This is a genomic window from Roseomonas aerilata DSM 19363, from assembly GCF_000711725.1.
GTDB classification, from domain to species: Bacteria; Pseudomonadota; Alphaproteobacteria; order Acetobacterales; family Acetobacteraceae; genus Roseomonas; species Roseomonas aerilata.
This window is the reverse complement of the sequence record NZ_JONP01000024.1, coordinates 43,493-69,557: the sequence shown is the minus strand read 5'-3', so window position 1 is coordinate 69,557 and position 26,065 is coordinate 43,493. Positions and strand designations below refer to the sequence as shown.

General features: G+C 68.3%; 28 protein-coding genes and 1 pseudogene. 16 read left to right on the top strand and 13 right to left on the bottom strand.

Features of this window, described 5'->3' with window-relative positions; translation table 11 throughout:
* Positions 1-666: 666 nt before the first annotated feature.
* From BO39_RS35285 to BO39_RS21745, 4 genes and pseudogenes are all read left to right on the top strand, one after another.
* A pseudogene (locus tag BO39_RS35285) lies at positions 667-939 on the top strand (PAS domain-containing protein); the annotation flags it as partial.
* The gene (locus BO39_RS34015) at positions 915-1,262 is read left to right on the top strand and encodes an HWE histidine kinase domain-containing protein (RefSeq protein WP_211257513.1); all 348 of its coding nucleotides are present in this window, start codon (positions 915-917) and stop codon (positions 1,260-1,262) included. The pseudogene BO39_RS35285 and the gene BO39_RS34015, both read left to right, overlap by 25 nt.
* 9 nt (positions 1,263-1,271) lie before the next feature.
* Positions 1,272-1,577: a sensor histidine kinase gene (locus BO39_RS34010; protein WP_211257512.1), complete on the top strand. Its 306-nt coding sequence runs from the start codon at positions 1,272-1,274 to the stop codon at positions 1,575-1,577.
* 14 nt (positions 1,578-1,591) lie between these two features.
* The gene (locus BO39_RS21745; protein ID WP_043837411.1) at positions 1,592-1,966 is read left to right on the top strand and encodes a response regulator; all 375 of its coding nucleotides are present in this window, start codon (positions 1,592-1,594) and stop codon (positions 1,964-1,966) included.
* Between the two features lie 216 nt (positions 1,967-2,182).
* Here BO39_RS21745 and BO39_RS21740 read toward each other — a convergent pair whose 3' ends face one another.
* Positions 2,183-2,872 carry a FadR/GntR family transcriptional regulator gene (locus tag BO39_RS21740; protein ID WP_043837409.1) on the bottom strand — a complete coding sequence of 230 codons (690 nt, stop codon included), beginning with the start codon at positions 2,870-2,872 and terminating at the stop codon, positions 2,183-2,185.
* A 262-nt stretch (positions 2,873-3,134) separates the two neighbouring features.
* On the opposite strand from BO39_RS21740, the gene BO39_RS21735 reads away from it, so the two are divergent.
* From BO39_RS21735 to BO39_RS21715, 5 genes are all read left to right on the top strand, one after another.
* On the top strand, positions 3,135-4,019 hold the full coding sequence (locus BO39_RS21735) for a Bug family tripartite tricarboxylate transporter substrate binding protein (protein WP_245615328.1): 885 nt from the start codon (positions 3,135-3,137) through the stop codon (positions 4,017-4,019).
* 12 nt (positions 4,020-4,031) lie between these two features.
* On the top strand, positions 4,032-5,231 hold the full coding sequence (locus BO39_RS21730; protein WP_043837404.1) for a mandelate racemase/muconate lactonizing enzyme family protein: 1,200 nt from the start codon (positions 4,032-4,034) through the stop codon (positions 5,229-5,231).
* The gene (locus tag BO39_RS21725) at positions 5,231-6,187 is read left to right on the top strand and encodes a 2-hydroxyacid dehydrogenase (RefSeq protein WP_052402436.1); all 957 of its coding nucleotides are present in this window, start codon (positions 5,231-5,233) and stop codon (positions 6,185-6,187) included. The genes BO39_RS21730 and BO39_RS21725 overlap by 1 nt, the downstream gene beginning before the upstream one ends.
* Before the next feature lie 134 nt (positions 6,188-6,321).
* Entirely contained in the window at positions 6,322-7,245 is a 924-nt protein-coding gene (locus BO39_RS21720; protein WP_043837402.1) for a dihydrodipicolinate synthase family protein, read from the top strand.
* 38 nt (positions 7,246-7,283) lie between these two features.
* Entirely contained in the window at positions 7,284-8,258 is a 975-nt protein-coding gene (locus BO39_RS21715; protein ID WP_043837399.1) for a Bug family tripartite tricarboxylate transporter substrate binding protein, read from the top strand.
* 844 nt (positions 8,259-9,102) lie between these two features.
* Here the strand turns inward: BO39_RS21715 and BO39_RS21710 are convergent.
* A complete protein-coding gene (locus BO39_RS21710; protein WP_156963820.1) occupies positions 9,103-9,384 on the bottom strand; it encodes a hypothetical protein in 282 nt (93 codons plus the stop codon).
* Between the two features lie 166 nt (positions 9,385-9,550).
* On the opposite strand from BO39_RS21710, the gene BO39_RS21705 reads away from it, so the two are divergent.
* From BO39_RS21705 to BO39_RS21695, 3 genes are all read left to right on the top strand, one after another.
* Entirely contained in the window at positions 9,551-11,680 is a 2,130-nt protein-coding gene (locus BO39_RS21705; protein WP_211257511.1) for a M48 family metalloprotease, read from the top strand.
* Between the two features lie 35 nt (positions 11,681-11,715).
* Entirely contained in the window at positions 11,716-12,228 is a 513-nt protein-coding gene (locus tag BO39_RS21700) for a hypothetical protein (RefSeq protein ID WP_052402439.1), read from the top strand.
* Positions 12,229-12,304: 76 nt separating this feature from the next.
* Positions 12,305-13,318, top strand: a complete 1,014-nt coding sequence (locus BO39_RS21695) for a hypothetical protein (protein WP_052402434.1) — start codon at positions 12,305-12,307, stop codon at positions 13,316-13,318.
* Between the two features lie 166 nt (positions 13,319-13,484).
* On the opposite strand, the gene BO39_RS21690 is transcribed toward BO39_RS21695, so the two are convergent.
* Positions 13,485-14,165, bottom strand: a complete 681-nt coding sequence (locus BO39_RS21690; protein WP_043837397.1) for a hypothetical protein — start codon at positions 14,163-14,165, stop codon at positions 13,485-13,487.
* A 984-nt stretch (positions 14,166-15,149) separates the two neighbouring features.
* Between BO39_RS21690 and BO39_RS32800 the strand changes: the two genes are divergently transcribed.
* A complete protein-coding gene (locus BO39_RS32800) occupies positions 15,150-15,317 on the top strand; it encodes a hypothetical protein (protein ID WP_156963819.1) in 168 nt (55 codons plus the stop codon).
* An 83-nt stretch (positions 15,318-15,400) separates the two neighbouring features.
* Entirely contained in the window at positions 15,401-15,787 is a 387-nt protein-coding gene (locus BO39_RS30300) for an IS110 family transposase (protein WP_052402433.1), read from the top strand.
* 14 nt (positions 15,788-15,801) lie between these two features.
* Here BO39_RS30300 and BO39_RS35280 read toward each other — a convergent pair whose 3' ends face one another.
* From BO39_RS35280 to BO39_RS21640, 9 genes are all read right to left on the bottom strand, one after another.
* Positions 15,802-16,116, bottom strand: a complete 315-nt coding sequence (locus BO39_RS35280; protein ID WP_084698361.1) for a FadR/GntR family transcriptional regulator — start codon at positions 16,114-16,116, stop codon at positions 15,802-15,804.
* Complete coding sequence (locus BO39_RS21675; RefSeq protein WP_043837395.1) at positions 16,113-17,075, bottom strand: Bug family tripartite tricarboxylate transporter substrate binding protein; 963 nt, start codon at positions 17,073-17,075, stop codon at positions 16,113-16,115. Before BO39_RS21675 ends, BO39_RS35280 begins: the two co-directional genes overlap by 4 nt.
* A 68-nt stretch (positions 17,076-17,143) precedes the next feature.
* On the bottom strand, positions 17,144-18,349 hold the full coding sequence (locus BO39_RS21670) for a fumarylacetoacetate hydrolase family protein (RefSeq protein ID WP_043837393.1): 1,206 nt from the start codon (positions 18,347-18,349) through the stop codon (positions 17,144-17,146).
* A gap of 23 nt (positions 18,350-18,372) precedes the next feature.
* Positions 18,373-19,329 (bottom strand): C-terminal binding protein, encoded by a 957-nt coding sequence (locus tag BO39_RS21665; RefSeq protein ID WP_043837455.1) that lies wholly within the window; start codon positions 19,327-19,329, stop codon positions 18,373-18,375.
* Positions 19,329-19,685, bottom strand: coding sequence for a Dabb family protein (locus BO39_RS21660; protein WP_043837391.1), 357 nt, complete (start codon positions 19,683-19,685; stop codon positions 19,329-19,331). Before BO39_RS21660 ends, BO39_RS21665 begins: the two co-directional genes overlap by 1 nt.
* Positions 19,686-19,719: 34 nt before the next feature.
* Positions 19,720-20,481: an SDR family oxidoreductase gene (locus tag BO39_RS21655; RefSeq protein ID WP_043837388.1), complete on the bottom strand. Its 762-nt coding sequence runs from the start codon at positions 20,479-20,481 to the stop codon at positions 19,720-19,722.
* Positions 20,478-21,353, bottom strand: a complete 876-nt coding sequence (locus tag BO39_RS21650) for an amidohydrolase family protein (protein ID WP_043837386.1) — start codon at positions 21,351-21,353, stop codon at positions 20,478-20,480. The genes BO39_RS21655 and BO39_RS21650 overlap by 4 nt, the downstream gene beginning before the upstream one ends.
* Before the next feature lie 13 nt (positions 21,354-21,366).
* Positions 21,367-21,828, bottom strand: a complete 462-nt coding sequence (locus BO39_RS21645; protein WP_043837384.1) for a cupin domain-containing protein — start codon at positions 21,826-21,828, stop codon at positions 21,367-21,369.
* 35 nt (positions 21,829-21,863) lie between these two features.
* On the bottom strand, positions 21,864-23,060 hold the full coding sequence (locus BO39_RS21640; protein ID WP_043837382.1) for a CaiB/BaiF CoA transferase family protein: 1,197 nt from the start codon (positions 23,058-23,060) through the stop codon (positions 21,864-21,866).
* A 265-nt stretch (positions 23,061-23,325) separates the two neighbouring features.
* Between BO39_RS21640 and BO39_RS21635 the strand changes: the two genes are divergently transcribed.
* A complete protein-coding gene (locus BO39_RS21635) occupies positions 23,326-24,030 on the top strand; it encodes a GntR family transcriptional regulator (RefSeq protein ID WP_043837379.1) in 705 nt (234 codons plus the stop codon).
* A gap of 145 nt (positions 24,031-24,175) precedes the next feature.
* Positions 24,176-25,141, top strand: coding sequence for a Bug family tripartite tricarboxylate transporter substrate binding protein (locus BO39_RS21630; protein WP_043837377.1), 966 nt, complete (start codon positions 24,176-24,178; stop codon positions 25,139-25,141).
* A 28-nt stretch (positions 25,142-25,169) separates the two neighbouring features.
* On the opposite strand, the gene BO39_RS21625 is transcribed toward BO39_RS21630, so the two are convergent.
* The gene (locus tag BO39_RS21625) at positions 25,170-26,060 is read right to left on the bottom strand and encodes a TAXI family TRAP transporter solute-binding subunit (RefSeq protein WP_084698355.1); all 891 of its coding nucleotides are present in this window, start codon (positions 26,058-26,060) and stop codon (positions 25,170-25,172) included.
* Positions 26,061-26,065: the final 5 nt, after the last annotated feature.

The window sequence follows — 26,065 nt, the reverse complement described above, 5'->3', positions numbered from 1 at the left end:
CTGCACGAGCGGCCTCCTCGTCCTCTCCGCGAACCTCGTGCAGATCCACGGTTACTCCGAGATGCGCGCGCATGCCCCGCTGGTCGCGGACTTCTGGCCCGCCTTCTGGCCCGCCTTCTGGCTCCGTGCCGCAGAGCTTCGGCCCATGGAGCAAGTTTGAAGACGTATTCGGCGTCGGCGCGTTACGATCCGGCATGGTCCATGCCGCACCATTCTCCACTGCCGGGCCTGCCGACTCCAGCCTTATGGCCGGCCGCGTCCGGACGTACGACTGGGACACGACGCCGCTCGGTCCGGCGGAGGCATGGCCCGCCGAACTCAGGGCCGCGGCCCGCCTCGTTCTCGATTGCGCCTTTCCCGCCGCGCTCGCCTGGGGATCGGACCTCACGACCCTCCATAACGACGCCTATGTCGCGATCCTCGGGAAAGAACCGGACGCACTTGGTCGCTCGTTCAAGGAGATCTGGGGGAGGCGTGGGAGGGGATCGGCCCGCTGGTTCGGCGCGCCCATGCCGGCGAGGCAACCTATACCGAGGACTACCCCCTGATCCTCCACCGCTCGGGCAGACCTGAGCGGGCCACGTTCACCTTCGCCTTCAGCCCCGTTCGGGGCACCGACAGTCAGGTTGCCGGCATGATGGCCATCGTGACGGAGACCACTCCGGATACTGGACCTGGGCCAGCCCGCAGTGGACCGCGTACACCAGGCAGTCGCAAGCGGACCGCAAGGGTTGGGGCTGGCTCGTTCCCTTGCATCCCAGGGATCGGGAGGGCGCCCCCGTCGCCTGGGCCCGTGCCGGGGAGAACGGTGATTTCGAGGTCGAGGTCCGCATCTGCCAGGCGGGGCAGGGGGCATACCGCTGGTTCCAGACGCGCGCGACCCCAGTGCGCGACGCGACGGGCAGCATCGTCGAGTGGCTCGGCACCTCCACCGACATCCACGATCTGCGGACGATGCAGGAGCGGCAGAAGGTTCTGGTAGCCGAGCTTCAGCACCGGACCCGGAACCTGATCGCCGTGGTCCGTTCGACGGCGGACAAGACCCTCGCGGGAGCGCCGACCTGGGTGAGTTCCGCGCCGCCTTCCGCGACCGCCTGGAGGCACTCTCTCGCGTGCAGGGCCTGCTGTCCCTTCTGGACGAGAACGACCGCGTCACCTTCGACGAGTTGATCCGAGCCGAGATGGCAGTTCTGGACGGCGCCGCCGAGCGCGTGACGCTGAGCGGCCCACTTGGCGTCCGCCTGCGCTCGTCGATGGCGTAGACGCTGACCATGGCGCTGCACGAACTGGCCACAAACACCGTTAAGTACGGCGCGTTGGGGCAACCGCAGGGCCGGCTGACGGTGTCCTGGGCCTTGAGGCAGGAGGAACCCGACGGCCACAAGTGGCTGCACATCGACTGGCGGGAAAGCGGTGTTGCCATGCCGCCGGCTGGTACCCGGCCCTACGGGAGCGGACAGGGCCGGGCGCTGATCGAGCGGGCCCTGCCCTGCCAATTCGGCGCGAGGACAACCTATGTGCTTGGCCCCGACGGTGCACTGCACGATCGCCGTCCCGGCCTTCCCAGGCCGGGCTGAAGAGGACGACGATCATGCCTGACCTCACGCTGCGCGGCTGTCGCATCCTCGTGGCCGAGGACGAGTACATGATCGCCGACGAGTTCTGCCTCGAGCTGGAGGAAGCCGGCGCGGTCGTGGTCGGGCCCGTCGCGACGGTCGAGGACACACTGAGCAAGATCACCGCGGCACCGAAGCTCAACGGAGCTGTGCTCGACGTGAACCTGGGTGGCAAGATGTCGTTCGCGGCAGCCGATCGGCTGATGAAGAACGGCACGCCTTTTATTTTCACAACAGGCTACGACACGTCTGTCATCCCTGCCCGCTTCAACCATATCGAACGGTGCGAGAAGCCGGTCAGCATCGCCAAGGTCGTGCGCGCGATCAGGCGGGCAATGCACGGTATTTAGCACCGAACATCCGGGAGGGCCTCTTCAGAACAGATCTTCACCGGAAACGGAGGGGGCCTGCCTCAAAGGGGTACCTATTCGAACGTCGCTTGACGCAGGTCTACCGCGCCCGCCGAAAGGTCAGGTTGTAGGAGGCGGCGCTGCTCAGCCGACGGCAGCCATCCGACAGGGTATTGACGCCTTGGTCGGTCAGCCGCGCCAGCCCTCTCCAGACCATCAGGCCCCGAAGAGACGCCGGATGCCGCCATGCAGATGATCCGCCATGGCCTTGCGCGCCGCATCCGGGTCCCTGGCCTTGATGGCCGCAGCGATGCAAGCGTGCTCGCGCGAGATCTCTGGCCGGCAGTCCGCAGAGGGGAGCCCCGCCAGCTCGCGCGTGAGGCGAATGCCGAGGATCATCTGCTCGCGAAACGCTTCAAGGGTCGCGAGGAAGAAGCGGTTGCCGCTGGCCAGGGCGATGGCGTGGTGGAAGGCAACATCGGTCTCCAGCGCAGCCTCGCCACGCGCCACCTCCTCCTCCAGGCGCTGCCTGGCTTGGCAAATCGCCGCGATCGCCTCGGGGTCGGCGCGGCGTGCGGCATGGGCTGCCACTTCGCTCTCCACGCTGCACCGGAACTCCAAGAAGGCGCGCATGTCGGGAATGCTGTGCAGCGGCCCAAAATTTAGAGCGGCTGGGCGCGGCGGCTCGCGCACGAAGCTGCCGGACCCCTTGCGTGAAACGACATGTCCCTCTGCCCGCAGACGGGCCAGTGCCTGACGCAGCACCGGGCGGGAGACGGCGAAACGCCGCGCCAAATCCTCCTCGGCAGGCAGGCGAGAGTCGCGCGGGAAGCTTTCCGAACTCAGCAGGTCGCGGAGGCGATCGTATACCTCGTCGCTGAGCGGGCGGCGTGCGGTCTGGTCCATGGCTCATCCGTGTCTGCAAACGAGGCTTAGCAGAAGCTGTAAAATCTGTTCGCTAAATTTGCTGGAAGAGCGAATGTGATTGACAGCTTAGCCGGATCGGTAAAGCTGCGCGTCAAGCAGAACACACCGGGAGGAAGTCGGCATGAGGTGTCGCGCTGGGCTGGGGCTTGCCATGGCTGGACTGCTATCAGCCTGCGCTTTCTGGGCTGCACCCGCCTCGGCGCAGCGCCCTGACCCACTCCCCAACCGCACAGTTCGGATCGTGGTTCCCTTCGCACCCGGCGGCACCAGCGACATCGTGGCGCGCATCCTGGCCGTGGGCGCCACGCCCTTTCTGCCGGCGGGCGCGGTGGTGGACAACAAGGCGGGTGCCGCGGGCAACATCGGCACGGCAGAGGTCGCCCGGGCGCAGCCGGATGGCACGACGCTCATCCAGTGCACCATCGGCACCTGCGCCGCGAACCCCTTTCTCTACGGGAACCCCGGCTACGACCTGCAGCGCAGCTTCACACCGTTGATCCTGACGGGGGCGGTTCGCAACATCATGTCTGTCAGCAACGCATTGCCGGCGAAGACCCTGGCGGAGGTGGTCGCACTGGCACGAGCGAGGCCGGGCACCCTGACCTTCGGCTCCTCCGGCGTGGGCGCCTCGAACCAACTGGCGCCGGAATTGCTGCGCGGGATGCTCGGCATCAACTGGGTCCACGTGCCGTATCGTGGAAGCGGTCCCGCCATCACCGACCTCATCGGCGGGCGGATCGACGTGTTCTTCGACAACCTGCCATCCATCCTGCCGCAGATCCGCGCGGGCACGGTGCGCGCCATCGCCGCCGTCTCGAACGAGCGCATCCCCGAGCTGCCGGACGTGCCGACCTTCCGCGAATCCGGCCTGCCGGAACTGGCACAGGGTCTCGAGATCGATAGCTGGTTCGGCTTTCTCGCCCCCGCCGGCACGCCGGAGGCCGTGGTCGCCGCGCTGAACGCCGCCTTCAATAAGGCACTCGAGGATCCGACCGTGCGGCAGCGTCTGCGAGAAGCTGCGGTGGTGCCGCTTGGGGGGCCGCCATCCCGCATGGCCGATCAGCTTCGCAGCGAGGCAGCCCGCTGGGGCGAGGTGATCCGCTCCAACCACATCAGCGCCGAATAGGAGGCCATCGCGTTGTCCAAGGTCACGCGCCTTCGCACCATCCGCATTGCCGAGCGGCCCAACCTGATCTGGGTGGAGATCGAGACCGAGGAGGGGCTGGTCGGCCTGGGTGAGTCCTTCCGCGGGGCTGCCGCCGTGGAGGCGGTCATCCACGAGGCGGTGGCGCCCTGGCTGGTGGGCAAGGATTCACGGCGGATCGAGCAGGTCTCGCGTCACCTGATGACGCCCTATCTCGGCTTCCACAGCGCGAGCGCGGAGGTGCGCGCAGCGAGCGCCATCGACATTGGGCTTTGGGATCTTGCCGGCCAGCGTCACGGGATCCCCGTGCACGAGGCGCTAGGCGGCGCCGTGCGAACAGAGATCCGCGCCTACAACACCTGCGCCGGCTACTCCTACAACACGGCCGGAGGCCGGCGCAGCACCTCCGGGCAGGAAGAGGCCACCGGACCTTACGATGATCAGGTCGCCTTCATGAAGGATGCGGGAAAGCTGGCGGAGAGCCTTCTCTCCGAGGGCTACAGCGCCATGAAGATCTGGCCGCTGGACATCTACGCCGAGGCCTCCGGCGGGCACCTCATCACCCTGGAGGACCTGAAAGCCGGCATCGAGCCCTTCCGGAAGATCCGCCGCGCCGTGGGCGACCGGATCGAGGTGATGGCGGAGCTGCACAGCCTCTGGTCCAGCCACGCGGCCATCCGGATCCTCCGCGCGCTGGAGGATGTCGGTGTCTTCTGGGCCGAGGACCCCATTGGTAAGATGGACGACGCCCGCGCCCTCGCCGACCTGCGACGCCAGACACGCACACCCATCTGCGGCAGCGAAACACTGGGTGGCGCCCTGCCCTTCCGGGATCTGCTGGCAGCCGACGCGCTGGATATGGTGATGCTGGACCTCGCCTGGTGCGGCGGAATCACCGAAGGCCGCAAGATTGCCGCTCTTGCTGAGGCCTATGCGAAGCCGCTGGCTCCCCATGACTGCACCGGCCCGGTCACGCTGATGGCCGGGCTGCACCTCGCCCTGCACGCCCCCACGGCCATCTTTCAGGAGGTGGTGCGCGCGACGCTTGCTACCTGGTACCGGGACCTTGTCACTGAGCTTCCCATCCTGAGGAACGGCATGGTGCAGGCACCGACGGCGCCAGGACTGGGTACGAGGCTGCAGGATGCCGTGCGGACGCGGCCGGATGCCGTGGTGCGAGAGAGTGCGGGCTGATGCGGGCCATCCTCGTCGGCGCCCATGCTCCTCAGGCGCCACGCCTGCAGGCTCTTCTGGGCGAGGAGCACGAGGCCGTTCCGATGACGAGCCTGCCGGCCACGGGCACCATCCGCGCCGATATCCTCGTCAGCACGCGCCTGACGGCGGATGAGGGATCGCGGCTGGAGGGCTGCCGCCTCGTGCAGGTGCCAGGCGCAGGCCTCGACGGGATCGTCGTCGATGCCGTGCCGGCAGGCGCCGCCCTCTGCAACGTGTTCGAGCATGAGATCCCGATCGCGGAGTACGTGATCTTCACCCTGCTCGAGCATGTGCTGCAGCTCGGAGCACTGCCCGCACGCCTCGACGCGAAGGGCTGGGCAGAGATCCACCCGCGCCGCCCGTTCCACGGGGAGGCGGCGGGCCGGACCATGACGCTGGTGGGCTTCGGCCATATCGGCAAGGCAATCGCCGCGCGCGCCCGCGCCATGGGGCTGCGCATCGTCGCGGTCACACGAAGCGGCCGCCCCGATCCCGCTGCGGACCGCAGCCTGTCCGTGAAACACCTGCGCGACGTTCTGCCCGAGACGGATGTGCTCGTCCTCTGCTGCCCGCTGGACAGCAGCACGCGGGGACTGATCGGCCGGACGGAGTTGGCGACGATGAAGCCGTCGGCCTTCCTGGTGAACGTCGCCCGGGCCGAGGTCCTGGACGAGGAGGCGGCCTACGAGGCGCTGCGCGACCGGCGCATCGCCGGCGCGGCCATCGATGTCTGGTACCGCTATCCGACACCGGGCGAGGCGGAATGCCCGCCCTCCCGCTTCCCCTTCCACGAGTTGCCGAACCTGCGCGCCACGCCGCACATCTCCGGCTGGACAGATGGGCTGATGCGTCGCCGCTACGACTTCATCGCGGAGAATATCCGGAAGCTGGCATCGGGCCAGCCACTGGCGAACGTGGTGCGACCGCCCGGATAAGAGTGACGCGGCAGGGAAGGAGACGGGCATGGCCCACATCACGCATCGCGAGGCGCTTCCGGCTCAGGCCGGGACGAACCGCATCATGGACCAGCAGCGCACCGCGCCGCGGCCCGCCTGAGAGAGGACGCGCCATGCTCGACCACATCAAGGGCGTCTACATCATCGCCCAGACCCCCTTCGAGGAGGGCGGCGCGCTCGATCTGCCGAGCATCGACACGCTTGTGGACTTCTACCTCCAGCACGGCGCGGACGGCATGACCGTGCTGGGCGTCAGCGGGGAAGGCAGCAAGCTGGGCGCGGAGGAGGCGCTCTCCGTCGCCTCCCGCTTCATCGCGCGATCCGGCTCGAAGCCGGTGATCGTCGGCGTCAGCAATCCCAGCCTCGTGGCACTGACGGAGCTGACGGCGAAGGTCATGGACCGCGGCGCTGCGGGCGTGATGATCGCCCCGCCAGGCGGCCTCCGCACGGAAGAGGAACTGTTCTCCTATTTCGCGGCCGTCTTCGCGCGCATCGGCGACGTGCCGGTGGTGCTGCAGGACTTTCCCTTCTCCACCGGTGTCTGGATGTCGGTTCCCTCGATCCTGGCGCTGATCGAGCGCCACCCGCAGATCCAGGTGGTGAAGCAGGAGGATATCCCGAGCCCGGCCAAGATCACCCGCATGCGCGAGGGACAGGGGCGCCGCGTGGCGATCCTGACAGGCAACAACGCGCTCTACCTGCCGACGGAGCTGGACCACGGCGCGGATGGGCCCATGGCAGGCTTTTCCCATCCCGAGATGCTGTCCCAGGTCTATCGTCTGCACGTCGCCGGACAGGCGCAGGCCGCACGGGATGTATTCGACGCCTACCTGCCGTTGCTGAACTACGAGGGACAGGGCTTCTGGGGCGTGGCCGCGCGCAAGGAGGTTCTGCGCCGCCGCGGCGCCATTCGCAGCGCCGCCATGCGACAGCCCGGGCCGCGCCTCACGCGCGACGACGTCCAGGATATCGACACGCTGCTCGCCCGCCTTCAGCGCCGCCTCGGCGAAGGCGGCATCGAACCGGTAGCCACCTGAATCCCGGCCAAGAGAAGACAACCATGAGGAGCCCAGAGATGTATCGTCGCCCGTTTTTCAAGGCTGCGCTCGGCGTCGCCGCCCTTTCCCCGCTCGCTGCCCCCGCCCTGCGCGCCCAGGGCTTTGACCATGTCGTTCGCCTGATCGTCCCCAATGCCCCCGGCGGCACGAGCGACATCCTGGCACGGCTGATGGCGCCGGAGATGACGAAGCTGCTCGGCCAGAACGTGGTGGTGGAGAACCGCGCCGGCGCTGGCGGCAACATCGGCGCGGAGGTCGTGGCGAAGAGCCCGCCCGACGGCCACACCGTCCTGCTGATGGACCTGACCACGCTGGCCACCAACCCGGCGCTCTTTCCGCGGCTGGGTTTCAAGAACTCCGAGCTCGCGCCGGTCAGCATGCTGATCTACGCGCCCTACATCCTCGGCGTGGCAAACAACCTGAACATCCGCACGGCGGGGGATCTGCAGGCCTATGCCAAGGCCAATCCGGGCAAGCTGAACGCGGCCAACGCGGGTACGGGCACCTCCACCCACCTGACCATGGTGATGCTCGAGGACATGTTCGGGACACCGATGACCCATGTGCCCTACCGCGGTGGCGCGCCGGCCCTGCTGGCGGTCAGCACGGGCGAGGCCAGCATGACCGTGCAGGGCGCCACCCAGTCTCAGCCCTTCGCGGTGAACGGACAGATGCGTGCCGTCGCCGTCACCGGCCCCCGCCGCCTGGCGAGCCTGCCCGATGTGCCGACCTTCACCGAACTCGGCTGGCCTGCCGCTGATGCCGGCACCTGGCAGGGCATGATGGTGCAGGCCGGCACGCCGCCTGCCCTGATCACCAGGATGCACGAGACGGTCCGGGAGGCGCTGGGCACCCCGGCGGTCGCAGCCAAGCTGCGCGAACTCGGCGCCACGCAGCGCACGGACGGGCCGCAGCCCCTGGCGGAATGGCTGGCCCGCTCCACCGAAACCTACACGCGCCTGATCAAGGACCACAGCATCCAGGCGGAGTAGTCATGCATGCGGCTCCAGGAGTAGCTGAGCCGGAAAAGGTGCGGGGTGAGTACCGCACCGTTATCCTCACGCGAGGTTAAGTTCCGGAGGTCCCGATCGGGGCCTCTACTGGTCATGATGGTTCATCACGGCCTTGTCCGCTCGGGTTGTGTTCAGCGCCCGGCCTGTCAACGCGGCGTTCAACCTTCTGCTGCTCTGGAGATTGCACGACGCTTCCTCTCGAGCCGGCAGGCCCAGAGCGCCCGAGGCAGGACGAGAGACAGTCCACCACGCCGCGGTGGCACATGAGCGGAAATGGCTCAGGGGGCCCTTGCAGTGGTGGCGCTCTCCGTGAACTCCGCCCGCTGCGCCTCGAAGTTCTCCCGCCCCCACGCAGACGGTCAAAGCGCGGCCGCGCGGCATCCGCTGGATCAAGAAAAGGGTGCGGACCTGCTGCGCCCACGGCGGCAAGCCGGGCCGGTTCTGGAAATTACCGGCCATGACGAAGGTGACGCGGACCTTCCCATCGACCGTCGTGGCGTCTCGAACGTCGTGAAGGCCGCCGATGGCCGTCCTTGCCGTCTCCTGCCACTCCTTGCCTGCATGACCCTGTCGAGGTCGGACTGGGAGAAGCGGCCATTCTGCGGCGCCGGAGAGAAAGCCACCTGGCATCCGGTATCGAGGCAACGGCCCTGGACAGCCTGCTGAGCAACACCCTGGCCCGTGCGGGACCGGGCGCGACAAGGACGGCACCGGTTGCTTGAACGATATCGTCCCCTGGTTGATCGCCGGCAGAGCTGGACCGGCTTCACCTCTACGCATCGCGGTCAGCCGAGCCGTTGGACAGCGCGGCAGCCGCGCTGCGTCATTCTACCCTGGAATCATACCTCCCGAGCCGCGCGCGAACGGCGGGATCGCCCTGGTGCCGGCGCTTGAGCCTGGCGAGCTCGGCATCCGTGCCCCGACAATTCGCCTCCACCGCGCAGGCGATCTGCGCGGCCCGCGCCGGTTCATCCGAATCCTCGCCGCGGAAATGGTCGCAGCGGTCACGTCGGGCGACGAAGGCCGCGACCTCCCGCGGCAGGTCGGCTGCCAACGCCGGGCCCGCGGCGAGAAGGGCGGCCAGAACAATCGACATCGATCGCATGGAACCGAATCGTCCCGATCACGTCCGCTTGGTCAAGCCAGGCGCCCCGGTTCCCAGGGTGGAACGACCATCCTACCCTTCCAGGGCTCCGCGCAGGACCCGGCGGGAGCGGAGGACCCTGCTGATTTCCGAGTCACCCCGGCGCGGCCGCGCCACGCTCCGTCTTTTGGCCATCACCGTGCTGCTGCCCCTGGCCTTCCTCGCCCTGGGCGTGTGGGAGGGCCAGCGCGCCGCGTCCGACGAGGAGGCCATGGCGCTGCAGCGTGCGCGGGCGGCCAAGGTCGTCGCGGTCCTGGAAGCCCGCCAGGGCCCTGCCGACGGCCGCCCCGATTTCGGCGCACAGTTCCGCCGCAACGGCAGGACCTATGCGGGCCCTCTCGCCATCGCCGAGGCACGGGAGGCGCTGAACGACGCCGAGAGCGCGCTGACGCTCTCCCGCCTGCGGCGCTACCTGCCACCCGTCGTCATGGCCTGCGCCGGGATCGCCGCCGGGCTCTCCATCGTCGCCCTTGTGGCGGCGGCGCTGCTGGGCAGGGCCGGGCGCGGCTCGAGGGACGCGCTGGTGCGCGGCTTCTCGCTCGTCCGGCGCGCGCTGCCGCCGCTGATGGGGGCGCAGGTCGTGCTGGCGGCCATCGGCGCCGTCGCGGTGGTGGCCTTCGAGGCTTCGGCCCTCCTGGAGGCCGACAGCCTCTCCACCGGCGGAGCCAAGCTGCTCGGCATCGCGGCCCTCGCGATCGGCGCCAGCCTCTGGACCGCCGGCAAGGCGGTGCTCCAGCTGCGGCGCACTGTGGACCTCTTCGCGCCCGACCCGCTGCCGATCATGGGCCGGCCCGTTTCCCGGGAAGAGGCGCCGGGCCTGTGGCGCCTGCTGGACGACCTGGCCGCGCGCCTCGGCGCCTTGTCGCCGGACAATGTCGTGGTCGGCCTGACCGGCGGCTTCTTCGTCAGTTCGGGACCGAAGGTCCTGGAACCCGGCGGCGGGGCGCTGGCGGGGCGGACGCTCTACCTCCCCCTCCCCTTCCTGCCCCTGCTGCGGGAGGACGAGGTGGCCGCGATCATCGGCCACGAGCTCGCCCATTTCTCGGGCGGTGACACCGAGTACAGCCTGCGCTTCCTGCCGATCTACGCGGGTGTCGGCCGCTCGCTCGATGCCGTGGCCCTGGCTGGCATGGGCGCGGACGGCTCCCACTCGCTGCTGACCCGCCCGGCGCTGCAGCTGGGCGTCTTCGTGATGGACCAGTTTCACCACGCCGTCCGGCACTGGAGCCGCCTGCGCGAGTTTGCCGCCGATGCCGCCGGCGCCAAGGCGACCTCGGCCGACGCGGCCGCGCGCGCCCTGCTCCGCACCGCGGCGGCCTACCCGCGGATCGACGAGACCCTGGGATCCTCCTTCCGCGCTCCCGATGCCGCGCCGCCCGACCTGGTGGCGGCCACGCTGCGCCACGCCGCCGAGAACGGCCTGGACGACCCGGCCAGCCATCTGGAGGAGACGCAGCCCCACCCGACGGACACCCACCCGCCCACGCGCCAGCGCCTTTCCTCCCTTGGCCGAGAGCCGATGCCGACGCTGCTGGCCGAGGCCGCCACGCCGCCGCCGCCGGACGCGCTCTCCCGCCTGAGTGCCTACTTCGCCGATCCGGAGCCGCTCTGCCATGCTGCGACCGCGGACTTTCTGAACAGCGCGCGCGCGGAGGCGCGGGAGGTTCACCAAGCGTTGGAAGCGGCCGCCACCGGGGTGGCGGAGGAGCCGGTCGCGCTGCACGAGAACACCCGTGCCGGTGCCATCTTCCTCTTCGCCTTCGGCGGAATCCTGGCCGCCGCCGCCCTCGCCTTGCTGGCCCTGGACGTGCCCGGCGTCGACGTCACGGAGGAGCGGATCGTGGCCGGCGCGGGCGGAGGGCTCGGCCTTCTCCTCATCCTCTTCGGGGTGCCGTTGCTGCGGCGGGGCAACAAGCCTTTCCTGATCCTCCGCCCGGACTCCTTGCTTATCGCCGGGCTGGACCGTCCCATCCTCTGGCAACACGTGGCGGATCTCGACATGTCCGTTGACCGGGGCAGCGTGATCACGCGCATCCTGCTTCCGCCGGAAGCACCCTTCCCCGCCCGCCTGCCGCGCGGGCGCCGCGTAAAGCTGGATACGAAGCGGCACATCGTGACCTTTACGGCCGCCCCGCCGCGCGACCTGAAGGTGCAGGGCTTCGCCGATCTCATCGCCCGCTACCGGCAGGCCGATGCGGCGCGCCGGATCCTGGCGGAGGAGGGAAGCGCCGATGCCGGAAATGTAACCGGCGCGTGACTTCTCCCCCGCGCCGGGCTTGCTAGCCTTTGGCCATGCAGAATGACACCCAACCGAACCGACCCCTCGCCCTTCCCCCGCCCGAGGCCGACTGGCGGCAGACCCTCTGGGCCTTGCTTGGCACGCTGATGTTCGGCGCCATGCTCGCGGCGATGGCCATCTACACGGTGCCCAACCTGATCAGCGACTGGCGGATCCGCGACACGGCGGCGCCCGTGGCCGGCGGCCGCGTAACCGAGGGATCCTGCAGCTCGAAGCTCGTGCTCAACATCTGCGACGCCACTCTGTCCGTGCAGACGAAGTCGGGGCCGGTCTCGCGCGACGTGAATTACATTTTCACGGACGTGCACTCCGGCAGCTATAGCGTCACCGTGCTCGCCGATCCCGCGCATCCGGAGTTACCGACAACGGACATGGCGATGGAGAAGCTCTGGAACCGCACGATCACCCTGCTCGTCGGCGGCGGCATCCTGCTGGCGCTCACCGTCGCGCCCATCATCGGCCTTATCCGGCGACTGCGCGGCCGTGAGAACGCGGGCATGGCGTGAGAAGGCGCTGCCGGGCGGCAGGCACGGACTGCCCGCTGACCAGCCACCGTTCGCGCAGGACCCCGCCGAGGCCAAGATGGTGAAGGTCACGCTCGACCTTTCGCGGCTGCTGCAGGAGGGGCAGATCACGCGGGAGGAGCACGACCGCCTTTCCCGCCTCGGGCAGCGCGACACCGGCTCGCTGCTGGTCAACGCCCTCGTCGGCTTTGGCGTGGTCGCGGTCAGCGCCGGCATCGTGGCGCTGCTGCCAAGCCTTCTGACCGCCATCCCGCTTGGCCTCGTTCTGATGGCGGCCGGGGCTTGGCTGGCGCTCTCGGGCCACGCGCGATGGGGCGTGCTGGCCACCATCCTTGTCCTCGTCGCGGCGCTGCTGCTCGGCGCCAGTATCCTCCTGCTCAGCAGCGGCCAGGCGAGCCTCAACGGCGCATCACCTGCAGTGGGGGAGGAGGTGGGGCCGTTCCTCGGACTGCAGGCGGCCCTTCTCCTCGTCGCGGCGCTGTTCACCGGCTCCGCCATCGTGGTGGGCAGCGGACTGCTGATCGCGCTCGCGGTCCTGCTGCTCTCCGCCGCGCTCGGCAGCGGCGCCGCCTACGGACACGCCTTCTATGCGCTGGGCGTGGAGCAACCGCTGGCGACGGTGCTCGCCTTCTCGGCCCTGGCAGCGGTCGCGCACGGGGGCGCCCCGCGCCTGCGCGCCGCGGGGGAGCGGCTGGCAAACATCGCGGCGCGCACGGCACTGCTTCTGGTCAACCTAGGCTTCTGGGTCGGATCACTCTGGGGCGACGACGCCGGCTGGATCCAGCGCAGCCTCGGCCGCGCCATTCCTGCGGGTGCCTTCAGCATCGCCTGGGCCGCCGCGCTGGCCGTGGCAGCGGTCTGGGCCGGGCGGACGAACCGGCGCTGGATGCTGAATCTTGCCTGCGTCTTCGGCGGCATTCACTTCTACACCCAGTGGTTCGAGCGGCTCGGTGCCACACCTCTCAGCCTCTTCGGCGGCGGCGTGCTGATGCTCGCCTTTGCCCTCGGGCTGTGGCGCCTGAATGAGCGCTGGAGAGAGGAGGAGGCAACAACGCACGACTTGAGCAGCTAAGGTTCTTTCGCCGCGCCCGAATGAGTCCGTGGCGCGCTTGGCTTACCGCTACAGGATAGCGCGTCATTTTCGGACAGGGTTATGCGAAAGGATTGCTCTGCCGCCTGTTCGGAGCGATCGGGGCGCGGAGCATCGACCTGAACAACGCTCTGCTCCGCAACGGCGCTTACGACCAGACGTCCCGGCCGAGCAGCTGCCTGAGCCGCACATGCACCGCCTGCAAGCGGTCCCGCGCTGCCGCGGCCTGCCCGGCCAGCACGGACGCCTCCAGGCACCAAGCCGCATTGACCGGCGGCGACCCCTCGCCGTCCCATTCCACGAGGTAGACTGTCCCTTTCCCCGCCACTATCCGCAGGCCCCAGCCCTGCTCTAGGTCGTCCAGGATGACCCTGCCCGGCGCGGCTTCCCCGACGCGGGACAGCACCTCCAGCACGCCGAGAGCTTCGGGAAGGGTGTCGCTCCAGGGCCAGGAGGCCAGAACCTCCTCGCCGTCGAGAAGAGCCGGCCGAATGGCGAAGAAGGGAAAGGGTTGAGCCAGTGCCCTGGTCCTGCCGTGCGACCGGGCAACGCGGATCAGCCCTTCGTAGTGCGCGGCCAGGATGTCCTCCCTCCCCACCACGTCCGCGGCGGCCACACGGGATGGCGCGCGCAGGGGAAGGTCTGGCCTGGGCAGGGGAACACGCTCTGACTCCCACTGCGCCGGGGTCATGCCATCCTCCCGCCCGACGTAGACGCTTTCGGCAACCAGGAAGAAAGCATCGCAGAGCGGACTCACGACCGGCCGTGCGGCCAACGTCCAGGCGGCGTCCTCCGCCGAGGGATCGTCCATGTCCATGCTACGGTCCATCGCCCGCCCAGCCCTGCATGGCACACCACGATTCGGAGAGCTGGGTTCACGACAGCGCCGCCTAGCTTCACACAGGCCACCGCAGCTTGGCAGATCAGCGCCAAGCATCGCGGGCGCGGAAGCCACAACTGAAACCGGAATGGAGCCGGCCACGGTGGCGATGCGCGAGGTTGCCTGAGCTCATGCGCCTTCTCAGCGCCTGTTGAGACCGATGGGCCGGCGGCGTGTATCGCCTTTGTCGCACCCCGAAAGTCTCCAGTCCCCGATCTCTCGGCCTTAGGTACCCCTTTCCTGCGCAGGGGAGACAGACGACGCACTCAGTCGCCGTTCGCCGCACGAGAGCGTCTCTCCGATAGCTCGCCCCGATCAGCCCGGCAGAAAAAGCCCAGAACCACCAGCCTTCTTACGCGACACAGCAGAGGGGAGCGAAACCGCGAAGAAACCAAAAAAGGTTGGCTGAGGACGCAGTCAGGCACGATCCCGTCTCTGCACCACATTCCCTGGTTTCAGGGAAAAGAACAGGGATTGCAGCAGGCAAAGAGCACGAAAGGGTCCCCATCATCGCGAAATCCTAGCCCTCTCAGGTACTTACCTATCCAGTTCCCTGCCGCGATGATCAGGGAATGCCTTCACCTAAACAGTCAGCGACGCAGGCTGAACAGGGAACAAAGCCATCGTCCGGCTGCCGTGGTGCGAAAGTCGGTCGGTGCTGAGCAAAACTTCAAGGGCACAGCACTTAGCGCCGAACATCCGGAGCGGCCTCTTCAGAACAGGCCTTCCCGGAGACGGAGGCCGCCTCCCTCAAAGGAGTATCTATTCCAACATCGCTTGGGGCGGGTCTACCGCGCCCGCCGGAAGGTCAGGTTGTAGGGGCGGCGCTGGTCAGCAGATGCCTGCCATCCGACAGGGTGTTGACGCCTTGGTCGGTCAGCCGCGCCGGCCCTCTCCAGACCATCAGGCCTCGACGAGACGCCGGATGCCGCCATGCTCGTCCGCTTCGACGCGCTGGATGCCCTGCAAGTCAGGCCGGTGGTGAGCCAGACGCTCAGCGACATGAAGGAGTTGCTCGTTGCCCGGCGCGGCCTGGTCAAGGCCCGCGTCGCCGCGTCCAACCGGACCACACTCACCGTGCGCCACTGCTCAAACGGCTGACCGATCAGCAACTGCGCCAGGTTGAACGCCAGATCGCCGCCATCGATGCCGCTTTGCGCACCCTGTGCCAGGCAGATGCCGAATTGAAGGCCCGCTTCAATATCCTTGTCAGCATCCCAGCTATCGGCGAGGCGACCGCACTGGCCATGCTAATCGAGATGCCGGAGCTCGGCACGATGGACAACAAGTGCGCGGCCAGCCTGGCCGGCCTTGCTCCGATCGCACGCGATTCAGGACAGCACAGCGGCAAGCGCTTCATCCGGGCGGGTCGCGCCCACCTACGCCAGGCCCTCTATATGCCAGCCCTGGTGGCGATCCGCTTCAACGCGGACATGAAGACCAAGTATCAGGCCCTCGTCGCCAGGGGAAAGCAGTCCAGGGCTGCGACCACCCTTATCATGCGGAAGCTCATCATCCTCGCCAATGCACTGCTCCGCGAACACGGAAACTGGGCGCCAAGGCCCGCTTGACCAACACGGATACTCTAGCTCTCGACGCCGCACCGGAATTCCAGGAAGGCGCGCATGTCGGGAATGCTGTGCAGCGGCCCGAAACTCGGAGAGGCCGGGCGCGGGAGCTCGCGCACGAAGCTGCCGGACCCCTTGCGGGAAACCACGTGTCCCTCTACCCGAAGACGGACCAGCGCCTGACGCAGCACCGAGCGGGAGACAGCGAAGCGCCGCGCCAGTTCCTCCTCCGCGGGCAGTCGGGCGTCGCGCGGGAAGCTCCCCGAGCCCAGAAGGCCGCGCAGGCGGTCGTATACCTCGTGGCTAAGCGGGCGGCGTGCGAGAGCAGTCAGCTCAACTGAAGCTTTGTGACGAGGTGCTGAAACAGCTCGCGCTCGCGCGCGATGAAAGCATCGAAGTCCGCACCCTCTAAGTACGCCTGAAGAAAGTGGCCCCGGTTCAGGGCGTCTTGGTAGCTCTGCTCCTGTATGGTCCGTCGGGTGATGACGGCAAGGCGATCCACGATCTCGCGCGGCGTACCGCGCCGGACGGCTAAGCCGCGCCAAGTTCCGATAGAGAGGTCGATGCCGCGTTCCTTCAACGTCGGCGCGGTCTCAACGCCCGACGCGCGCGCGTCAGCCATGACGGCGAGAACACGAAAACGGCCGCTCTGGATGTGGGCCATCGCTTCCGGAGGGCTAACCGTCAGCGCATCCACATGCCCCCCGAGCAGCGCGGTGACCGCTGGGGCTGAGCCGGCATAGGGCACGTGCAGGAAACGCACGCCGGCCAGATCGGCCATTGCGGCGCCGGCCAAGTGAAAGATCGAGCCGACCCCGACATCGCCAAGCGAGATGCCGCCTGGGCGGCGCTTTGCGTCGGCAATGAACTCCTCAATCGTGTTCCAGGGGGCTTCCGAAGGGACAATGATGGCCGCGGGATCGGTGTTCAGCCGTGCGATGGTCTGGAAGTCGTCGGCGGAGAAGCGGATCTGGTTGAGATAGGGGAGGATGTTCAACGCCACGATGATGACACCGACCTTGTATCCGTCGGGGCGCGCGTTCAGCACGTCGGAGAAGCCGATGGCACCGGCGGCGCCACCCCGGTTCACCACCATGAAGGGCTGGGGCGAGTGACGCTTCGCCGCTTCGGCGAAGGCACGCGCCACCACATCGGTACCGCCACCCGCGGAGGAGGGCACGACGAGTTCGACCGGTCGGTTCGGGTAGTCGGCTTGCGCACTTGCCCCACGGCCCAGGGCAAGGGAAGCGGCACCGGTAGCGAGAGCGAGGAGTTCCGAGCGTCTGAACATTGTCACCTGGGACGTTCCTTCCCGTTTTCTTTGTTGCTTCGGAGCGATTGGTCAGCAGCGCGGACAGGTCAGGCCGGGTGCAGCACCGGCGCGGCGCGCAGTACTCCCCGGCCGGCAAGATTGCGCATCAGCCTGATGGTCCCGAAGGTCCAAGGCTCGCAGTCGTCGGTCGAGCGCATGCGGTTGACCAGCGCGCCCAGCTTCGGCGCGGCGATGGTGACGATGTCGCCCATCGCGTGGGTGAAGCCCTTGCCCGGCGCTCCGCGATCCGCGACCGGCGCGAACATCGTGCCCAGGAACAGCACCGCGCCGTCCGGATACTGATGATGTGACCCGATCATCTGGGCCACGAGATCCTCCGGGTCACGGCTGATCTGCGCGATGGAGGAGGACCCCTCCATCCGGAATCCGTCCTTCCCTTCGACCTCCAGCGTCACGGTGGTCTGCCGGATATCGTCGAGCGAGAACGAGTCGTCGAACAGCCGCAGGAAGGGGCCGAGCACGCAGGCCGCGTTATTGTCCTTCGCCTTGCCCAGCAGCAGCGCGGAACGCCCCTCCACGTCCCGCAGGTTCACGTCGTTCCCCAGCATCGCGCCCACGATCCGCCCGGCGGAGGATACGGCCAGCGCTACTTCCGGCTCCGGGTTGTTCCAGGAGGATTTCGGGTGCAGCCCCGCATCCATGCCCGTGCCCACGGCCGACATGGGCGGCCCCTTGGTGAAGATCTCCGCGTCCGGACCGATGCCCACCTCGAGATACTGGCTCCACGCCCCCTGGGCGATCAGCACCTCCTTCAGCCGCATTGCCTCGGCCGAACCCGGCTTCAGCCGCGACAGGTCGTCTCCCACCAGCCGCACCACCTCGGCCCGGATCGCGGCCGCCGCATCGGCGTTGCCGCGCGCCCGCTCCTCGATCACCCGCTCGAGCATCGAGACCGCGAAGGTCACGCCCGCGGCCTTGATCGGCTGCAGGTCCACCGGCGCCAGCAGCCAGGGGCGGCCCGCGTCGCGGGTATCCGGTGGCGTGTTGGCCAGGATGTCGTCGATCGCGCCGATCTGCTCGCCCCGTGCGGCTGAGAGGGCGCCAGCTGGGTCGCTGTTCTCGCAGAGCTCGCTGACTGTTGGATAGGACGATGTGACGTCGATCAGGTCGTGCCCGCGCAGGGTGACGACGGACGGACCGCCCAGCTCAGGGCGCCAGATGCGGCCCACGAGGATGGCGGCGTCTCGGTCGGTGGGAAGCACGCGGGCGGGGTCAAGGGTGAGATGGGGCATGGCGTATCCTGCGGTTCGGGCCGTCAACACCCACGCACGACGGCATTGGGGGCGGTGCCGCTGCGCGCCCAGCTGGCAACATTCTCGGCATATTTCCGGCGTAGATCGACGACCGAAGCGGTCGAGTACCAGGCGACGTGCGGCGTCACGACGGTGCGCGGATGGTGCAGGACCGGATGGTCCAAGCGTGGCGGCTCCCCCGGCATCACGTCGAGGCCCAGGCCGCGCAGTCGCCCGTCCTCCAGCGCGCGAAGGGCGGCGTCGAGGTCGACGAGACCGCCGCGGGCGGTGTTGACGAGATAGGCGCCGCGAGGTGGGATCCGGGCGAGCAAGGCGTCGCCGACAAGGTTCTGATTCTCCGGCGTCAGCGGGACGTGCAGGGTGATGGCATCGCTCGCCGCGAAGAGTTCCTGCAGGCCCAGGCGCACCACGTCCTCCGGCCAGCGCTCCTCCGGCAGGAACGGGTCATAGGCGACCACCGCGCGGAAGAACGGACGGGCCCGCTCCATCACGAAGCGGCCGAGCCGGCCAAGGCCGACGATGCCGAGGGTAAGGTCCGCGATGCGAGCGATCTCTCCGGTCGCCTGGAAGTCCCAGACGCCGCCCCGCACCTTCCGATCATGGAAAGGAACGTGGCGCAGGATCGAGAAGAGCAAGGCAAGCGTATGAGTGGGCACCTCGTCATGGCCGTAATTCGGCACGTTCGAGACCCAGACCCCGTGCCGGTCCGCGGCCGCGAGGTCGATGGTATCCACCCCTATGCCGTAGCGGCTGACCACACGCAGCTGCGGCAGCGCGGCGAAGACCTCGGCGGTCAAGGGCGCGTACTGGACGAGCAGTGCGCTCGCGTCGTGCCCCGCCGCGATCACCTCCTCCGGTGACCGGCACTGCGCGACGGAAACCTCGAAGCCGGCCTCCTCGAGCAGATGCCGCTCGAGATGCGGCTCGCGGACCTCGGTATCGGTGATGAGCGCCTTCATCACGCGCCGTGCGTGCCGCCGGCCCAATCGGCGCGCGGATTGAACTGCACCACCACGCGCTCCGAGAGGATGGGAGTGCAGAATTCCTCGAAGAACTTCTGATGCTCGGGCGACTCAGCGTAGTCGCGGTATCCCTGCGCGTCGTCGAACTCGAGCACGAGTCCAACATTATAGTTGGGGCGGAAGTTGTGGCGGCCGACATGGCTCTCGCCGCCCGCACCCTCGTTGCGGCCGATGTACCATTTGCGGATCACGGGCAAGCTCGTGGCCAGCTTGGGGAAGTTCTCGAAGTACCGGCGGATCGCGTCGGGATCGGCGTCCGGCTTGAACTTCAGGATAGCCATGTGGCGAAACATTCTTGTGCGTTCCTTGGATGTGCTGGTGGGTGGATCAGGCGGCGAGCCAGCCTCCGTCGACCCTGATCTCCGCGCCCGTGACATAATCCGAGGCGGATGAGGCGAAGTAGATCGCGGCACCCGCGAGGTCGGACGGATCACCGAGGCGGCGCATGGGGATGCGGGACATTACCCAGTCATGCTTCGCACGGTCGGCAAGTAGATCCTCGGTAAGTGCCGTTCGGTAGTAGCCGGGGATGATGGTATTCACGCAGATGCCGCTCTCCGCCCATTCATGGGCGAGCACGCGGGCGAGGCCAGCGAGGCCGCTCTTGGCCGCTGCATAAGGCGCCACCTGGCGGATGCCGATATGCGAGTTGAGCGATCCGACAAGCACCACCTTGCCCGGCGCGGCGCGTCCGAGGAGGTGCCGCGCGGTGGCCTGCGCGAGCAGGAAGGCCGAGCGGAGATGGATGTCGTGGACCCGGTCCCACTCCTCGGCAGTGACCTCCGTGGCAGGCTTTCGCACCTGGATGCCCGCGGCATGGACGAGAATGTCCACCTGGCCGGCGGCGTGGACGGCGTACTCGATCAATCGCAGGGGGCCGTCAGGGTCCAGTAGATCCAGCTCGGCCGCCACGGCCCACCCGCCGCGGCCGGCAATTTCGGCGGTGGCGCTCTCCAGTTCGGCACGGGTCCGGCCAGCGATGATGACCGTTGCGCCGGCCTCGGCCAGTCCGAAGGCGATCGCCTGGCCGAGGCCACGGCCTCCGCCCGTCACCACCGCGACGCGGCCGGTGAGGTCGAAGAGCCTCATTGGATCGCCTCGACCGGAGCGCTCTGCGGAATCTGGAAGGCGCGGGCGGCAGCGCCGCCGAGGACGAGCGCGCGCTCGTCGGCTCCGAGGCCGGCGAGCAGACCGCGCGTGCCGGCCCAGAGCTCGGCATAGGAGCCGGCCAGGAGACCGACGGGCCAGTTGCTCGCGGCCATGACGCGGCCCGGCCCGAAGAGGGACAGCACATGGTCCACATAGGGGCGCAGCGCCTCCGTGGACCAGCGCCAGCCGAGTGCGACGTCCAGCCCGATCGAGAGCTTCACGCGCAGGTTCGGAAGGGCCGCGGCGCGTGCGATGAGAGTCGCCCAGGGCTCCCATCCGCCGGAATCAACGGGCGGACGGGCAAGATGGTCGATGACGACCGGCATGTGCGGCCGCCGCGCGGCCGTGTCGAGCACCGCTTCCAAGCGAATGGGGTCGTTCGGCACGGCGTCGAAAACGAGGCCATGCGCCGCGATCACGTCCACCGATTCCTGCACCTCCGGGCGCAGCAGCCAGTGCGGGTCCGGCTCGAAATTGATGAGGTGACGGATGCCGATAAGGTGCTCCCGATGCGGCATCCTTTCGAGCAAGAGTGCGAGGCGGTCCGGGCAAGTCAGCGGCACCCAACCAACCACGCCAAGGATCCACTCGGTCCTGGCGGCAAGTGCCAGGAACTCGGCAGTCTCCTCGGCGTCGTTAAGCGACTGCATGAGAATCGTGCGGTCTACCCCCGCAGCCCGCATCTCCCGGCGAAGATCGTCGGGGGTGAAGTCGCGTGCCAGCGCCGCCATCGCCGGGGCGGGCCAGGCATGGGCCCGCGCCCCATGGCGCCAGAAGTGCTGGTGCGCGTCGATGACGGCGGCGCGGGACATGGCGGGTTGCCGGTCAGACCAGCTCGGGCTTCTTCTCGAGCGGCTGGGTGCCGTCCTCGGTCAGCCACACCGTCTCGGCCGCATCGGTGTTCGGCACGCCGATGTAGCAGAAGATGAGCGAGGCCTCCTCCGTCTCGGAGGCGTTGGCGATGACATGGATAGCGCCGGAGGGGACGTAGGCGAAGTCGCCACCCTCCAGGATCACCTCCTTGCGCTCGCTCGCGTCGCTGCGGGCGTACCAGAGCTTCACCTTGCCGTAGAGGATGTACCAGACCACGTCGTTCTTCGCGTGGTAGTGCGTGGGGTTCGGCCCGGCGCCGGGCACGAGGATCGTGCGGCCCATGGTGGCGTTGGGCGAATCCACCGTCTTGTCGCTGATGCCAAAGCCGATGCGCAGCGGCGGCTCGTAGCTGACGTCGGTGCCGATATTGCCCTGGCGGACGACAGTGACGACCTGCTTCTCGAAGGGAACCATCTGTAATCGTGTCTCCGGTGATTGGGGGAAGGGGCTCAGGAGGCCGGGAGGCGCTCGTCCCGGCGTGCCTCCAGGGCGTCGGGCGGAAGCCCGAGCTCCCGGAGGATCTCCTGCGTATGCTCGCCGAGCAGGGGCGGCGGGTGGCGCACCGCCTGCGGCGTGCGGCTGAGCTTCACGGGGAAGCCGAGCGCGTTGATGCGGCCTTCGGCGGGATGGTCGATCTCCATCACCATGTTCCGGGCACGCGTGTGGTCGGCCGCCAGGGCCTGGGCGAAGTCGTTCACCGGGCCGGCGGGAATGCCTGCCGCCAACAGCATCTCGATCCACTCCGCCGCCGGGCGGGCGGCGAAGGTTTTCTCCAGCGTCTCGATAAGCTCGAGCCGGTGCCGCAGGCGGCCGGGATTGTCGGCGAAGCGCGGATCCTCGATCAGCTCGGGGCGGCCGATGACGCCGCACAGGGCGGTCCAGAGCTTCTGGTTCGCGGCACCCAGGACGAAATGGCCATCGGCGGCGCGGACGGCCTGATAGGGCGCGCTCATCCGGTTGGCGGTACCGAGAGGCTGCGGCACGCGCCCCGTGCCCCAGAACTCCGTTACCTCCCAGATCGAGAGGGCGAGCGCCGTCTCGAAGAGCGAGGCGTCCACATGTTGCCCGAGGCCGGTGCGCTGGCGCTCGATATAAGCGCTGAGCACGCCGTAGAGGGTGAAGAGGCCGGAGCCGAGATCGGCGATGGAGACGCCGCATTTCACGGGGTCCGCGCCGGGCAGGCCGGTGGCACTGATGACCCCCGACATGGCCTGCGCGATGAGGTCGAAGCCCGGCCGCTGCGACCACGGCCCGGTCTGCCCGAAGCCGGAGATGCTCCCATAGATGAGGGCGGGGTTGATCTCCCGCAGCGTCGGGTAGTCGATCCCCAGCCGCGCGGTGACGCCAGGGCGGTTGTTCTCGATCAGGATGTCCGCGGTCCTGACCAGGGAGTGGAAGACAGCGAGCCCGGCCTCGCTCTTCAGGTCGATCTCGATGCTGCGCTTGTTGCGGTTCAGCGCCAGGAAGCCGGGGCTGTCATCGCTCTTGAGGCGAAAGCCCATGGCCTTGCGGGTCTGGTCTCCCGCGCCGGGCGGCTCGACCTTGATCACGTCGGCGCCCATGTCGCCCAGCATCATGCAGCAGAAAGGGCCGGCCATGACCTGGCTGACGTCCAGAACCCGGATGCCGGAGAGGGGGAGGGTCATGCGACCTCGCACCACGGCTTGGTAGCTCGCGCACCCTCATCCGCAGCCATGGAAATCTCCCAATGGGTTGGCTGCTCGGCAGACCGACCAGGGGATCTGAAGCCGCCTCGTATTACCTATCGTATACGTTAATAGGTGACAAGTCCATTCGATTACGCCTGCAACTGGGTGGTATCAGGGCTATCCACTGGAGCTCGCGGCTATTCTGCCCGAGGCACGACGTGTACGTTCCCGCGTTCTTCAGCGCATCTCCGAGGTCCTCTTCTTGCCCACGGTTTCGAAGTCACGCCCGGAAGCGACGGTCGCACGGGGTGGAGAGCGTTCTGCCCAGACTGCCTATGCGCGGATCAAGCAACGCATCCTCGACAACGACTACGTGCCAGGCGATTCAGTGCTCGAGCAGGTCTTGGCGGATGATCTCGGTCTCTCGCGCACGCCAATCCGCGAGGCTCTGGTACGCCTCGAGCAGGAGGGGCTGGTCACCGTCGTGCCGCGCCACGGGATGCGCGTGCTGCCCTTGCTGCCGCGTGACATGCGCGAAATTTACGAGATCATGATCAGCCTGGAGGTGACGGCGACACGCTTCCTCGCCCAGCGCAGGCCAACGCGGGAGGAAATCGTCCCGCTGATCGAGGCCTGCGACGCCATGGAGACGGCGCTGGAGCGGGACGACCTGATTGCCTGGGCGCGGGCCGACGAGCGGTTCCACCTCTCGCTCGTGGAGCTCTCCGGCAACAAGCGGCTGGCCGCAATCGTCATGGCGGTTTGGGACCAGTCGCACCGGGCAAGGATGTTCACCCTGCGCCTGCGGCCCAAGCCGGTGGACTCCACCCGCGAGCACCGGGCGGTGGTCAACGCAATCCTGGCGGGCGACGCAGCGGGATCGGCGGCGCTGTACCAGGCGCATCGCGAGAAGGCCGCGGTAACGATGGTCGCGCTGATCGAACAGTTCGGGCTGACGCGGCTCTGAAGCACCGCAGGCTGCCTACAGGGGCTGAAGAGTGCTTGCCGACCAGCAACGTATACGTTAAGGTATATCTCGACGCATAACAGCAGTGCTTGCCGCTCTGGTCGCGCGCACTGCGCGGGAAGGACGTGCAAGCATGGTTCTTGGGATGTCCCGGCGCACCCTGGGTGCCGCTGCGTTGCTGCCTTTCGTGAAGGGCGCCTCGGCCCAGGGCACCTATCCAACACGGCCCGTGACTCTGCTCGTCGGCTTCGCGCCAGGAGGCGGGACCGATATCATCGCCCGCTTGCTTTCCTCCCGTTTGAACGAGGCCTTCGGGCAGCCGGTGGTGGTGGAGAACCGGCCAGGCAGCAGCGGGACCATCGCGGCATCGGCGGTTCTGCGCGCCAGGCCGGACGGCTACACGCTCGGCATCGGCAGCAACAGCAGCAACGCCATCGTCCCGCCGCTGATGCGGCCCTCCCCCTTCGACCCGATGAAGGACCAGACGGCTATCCTGCATGTGGGCACGGTGCCGCTGGCCGTGGCGGTTCCGGCAAACTCGCGCGCGAAGGACCTGCGTGACTTCATTGAGATGTGCAAGGCGCGGCCAGGCGGGGTGAATTACGCCACGGCAGGCGTGGGCACCCAGCAGCACTTCGCGGCCGAGCTCTTCGCCCGCGCCACGGGTACGCAGATGACGCATGTGCCCTATCGCGGCAGTGGGCAAGCGCTGAGCGACCTTATCGCAGGACAGGTGGACGTTAATTTCGACACGCTGCCCTCGGTCCTCTCCAACATCCGTGCCGGAACGCTGCGCGCGCTCGCCGTGACCACGCCGGAGCGGGTGGACTGGCTGCCAGAGGTGCCGACGGTAGCAGAGGCGGCAGTACCGGGCTTTGAGGTGGTGACCTGGTATCTCGCTTTCGGCCCCGCCGGGCTACCTGCTCCCGTCGTGGCGCGCTGGGCGGATGCGCTGAATGCCGCCCTGTCCGACCCAACGATGCGCGCGCAGGTGCGCGACGCCGGCTTCATCCCGGGCGGCGGCACCTCGGACGCCGCCGCGGCCAGGGTGCGCGCCGATTCCGAGCGCTTCGGGGCGCTTGCCCGCGCCGTAGGGATAGCGCTGGACTGAGGCGCCAGGAAATGCCCTCCCCCGGGCTTCAGCCCAGCCCGATCTCCCGAAGATAGCGCCAGACACCGGGATGGATCAGCGCCGGATCCGGCGCCGCGCGAAGCGTATTCTCCGCGCGCGTCTCCCGGGCCTGGTCCAGCGCCACGGCGAGGCGATCCTCGCCCCGGTGGAGCGCCCGTGCGAGCCGATAGGCCGTATCCTCCTCCAGATCGGGCCGCGTCATCACGAAGCTCCAGGAGCCTACAGACTCGATCGGCGCATCCTGGCCGGGATAGCTGCCGGCAGTCGCGGTCAAGGGCTTGAGGAAGGCGTGGCGTTTCAGGATGCGCGCGCGCTCCGCCGCATCCGGCGCGATGAAGCGGGCGCCGGCGGGGCCGTTCGCGACCGCGGTGAAGCCTGGCCAGCCGGCGCCACCACCCCAGAGCGCGGCGACGCGGCCCTCCATCACCATGGCTGGGCCATCACCGGCACGATCGAGATAGACCGCCTCAAAATCCGCATCCTGGGCGAGGCCGAGACCGTCGAGAATATAGCGGGAGAGGATGACGAGCCCGGAGCCGCGCGCCCCGAAGGCGATCCGTTGCCCCTTGAGATCCGCGATGCTCCGGTATGGCGAATCGCGACGCGCCACGAACATGCCCGGCGTGGAATACATGGCGGCCAGGATGAGAAGCCGCGCGGGCGGCCGCCCGATGCCGGCCAGGCTTTCATGCGCCACCTCGCCCTGCACGAGGCCAAGGTCTATTTCGCCCGCCTCCAGCAGCGGCACGTTCTCCGTGCTGCCCTTGGTATGCCGCGGCTCGACTTGCAGCGTGGGGTCAGTGGCGTTCACCACCTCGGCCAGGACTCCCCCATAAAGCGGGAAGCCGCCGCCGGGCGTCGCCGTGCCGAGACGTACGAGGGTGGTCGCATCACTCACGGGTT

Excerpts from the sequence above, each read along its gene's own strand:
- BO39_RS21740 (WP_043837409.1), bottom strand. The coding sequence starts at position 2,872 with ATGGACCAGACCGCACGCCGCCCGCTCAGCGACGAGGTATACGATCGC.
- BO39_RS21650 (WP_043837386.1), bottom strand. The coding sequence starts at position 21,353 with ATGTCCCGCGCCGCCGTCATCGACGCGCACCAGCACTTCTGGCGCCAT.
- BO39_RS21715 (WP_043837399.1), top strand. The coding sequence starts at position 7,284 with ATGTATCGTCGCCCGTTTTTCAAGGCTGCGCTCGGCGTCGCCGCCCTT.
- BO39_RS21655 (WP_043837388.1), bottom strand. The coding sequence starts at position 20,481 with ATGAGGCTCTTCGACCTCACCGGCCGCGTCGCGGTGGTGACGGGCGGA.
- BO39_RS21690 (WP_043837397.1), bottom strand. The coding sequence starts at position 14,165 with ATGGACCGTAGCATGGACATGGACGATCCCTCGGCGGAGGACGCCGCC.
- BO39_RS21670 (WP_043837393.1), bottom strand. The coding sequence starts at position 18,349 with ATGCCCCATCTCACCCTTGACCCCGCCCGCGTGCTTCCCACCGACCGA.
- BO39_RS32800 (WP_156963819.1), top strand. The coding sequence starts at position 15,150 with ATGCTCGTCCGCTTCGACGCGCTGGATGCCCTGCAAGTCAGGCCGGTG.
- BO39_RS21665 (WP_043837455.1), bottom strand. The coding sequence starts at position 19,329 with ATGAAGGCGCTCATCACCGATACCGAGGTCCGCGAGCCGCATCTCGAG.
- BO39_RS21720 (WP_043837402.1), top strand. The coding sequence starts at position 6,322 with ATGCTCGACCACATCAAGGGCGTCTACATCATCGCCCAGACCCCCTTC.
- BO39_RS21695 (WP_052402434.1), top strand. The coding sequence starts at position 12,305 with ATGGTGAAGGTCACGCTCGACCTTTCGCGGCTGCTGCAGGAGGGGCAG.
- BO39_RS21745 (WP_043837411.1), top strand. The coding sequence starts at position 1,592 with ATGCCTGACCTCACGCTGCGCGGCTGTCGCATCCTCGTGGCCGAGGAC.
- BO39_RS21675 (WP_043837395.1), bottom strand. The coding sequence starts at position 17,075 with ATGTTCAGACGCTCGGAACTCCTCGCTCTCGCTACCGGTGCCGCTTCC.
- BO39_RS21660 (WP_043837391.1), bottom strand. The coding sequence starts at position 19,685 with ATGTTTCGCCACATGGCTATCCTGAAGTTCAAGCCGGACGCCGATCCC.
- BO39_RS21725 (WP_052402436.1), top strand. The coding sequence starts at position 5,231 with ATGCGGGCCATCCTCGTCGGCGCCCATGCTCCTCAGGCGCCACGCCTG.
- BO39_RS34010 (WP_211257512.1), top strand. The coding sequence starts at position 1,272 with ATGGCGCTGCACGAACTGGCCACAAACACCGTTAAGTACGGCGCGTTG.
- BO39_RS21640 (WP_043837382.1), bottom strand. The coding sequence starts at position 23,060 with ATGACCCTCCCCCTCTCCGGCATCCGGGTTCTGGACGTCAGCCAGGTC.
- BO39_RS21630 (WP_043837377.1), top strand. The coding sequence starts at position 24,176 with ATGTCCCGGCGCACCCTGGGTGCCGCTGCGTTGCTGCCTTTCGTGAAG.
- BO39_RS21700 (WP_052402439.1), top strand. The coding sequence starts at position 11,716 with ATGCAGAATGACACCCAACCGAACCGACCCCTCGCCCTTCCCCCGCCC.
- BO39_RS21645 (WP_043837384.1), bottom strand. The coding sequence starts at position 21,828 with ATGGTTCCCTTCGAGAAGCAGGTCGTCACTGTCGTCCGCCAGGGCAAT.
- BO39_RS21710 (WP_156963820.1), bottom strand. The coding sequence starts at position 9,384 with ATGCGATCGATGTCGATTGTTCTGGCCGCCCTTCTCGCCGCGGGCCCG.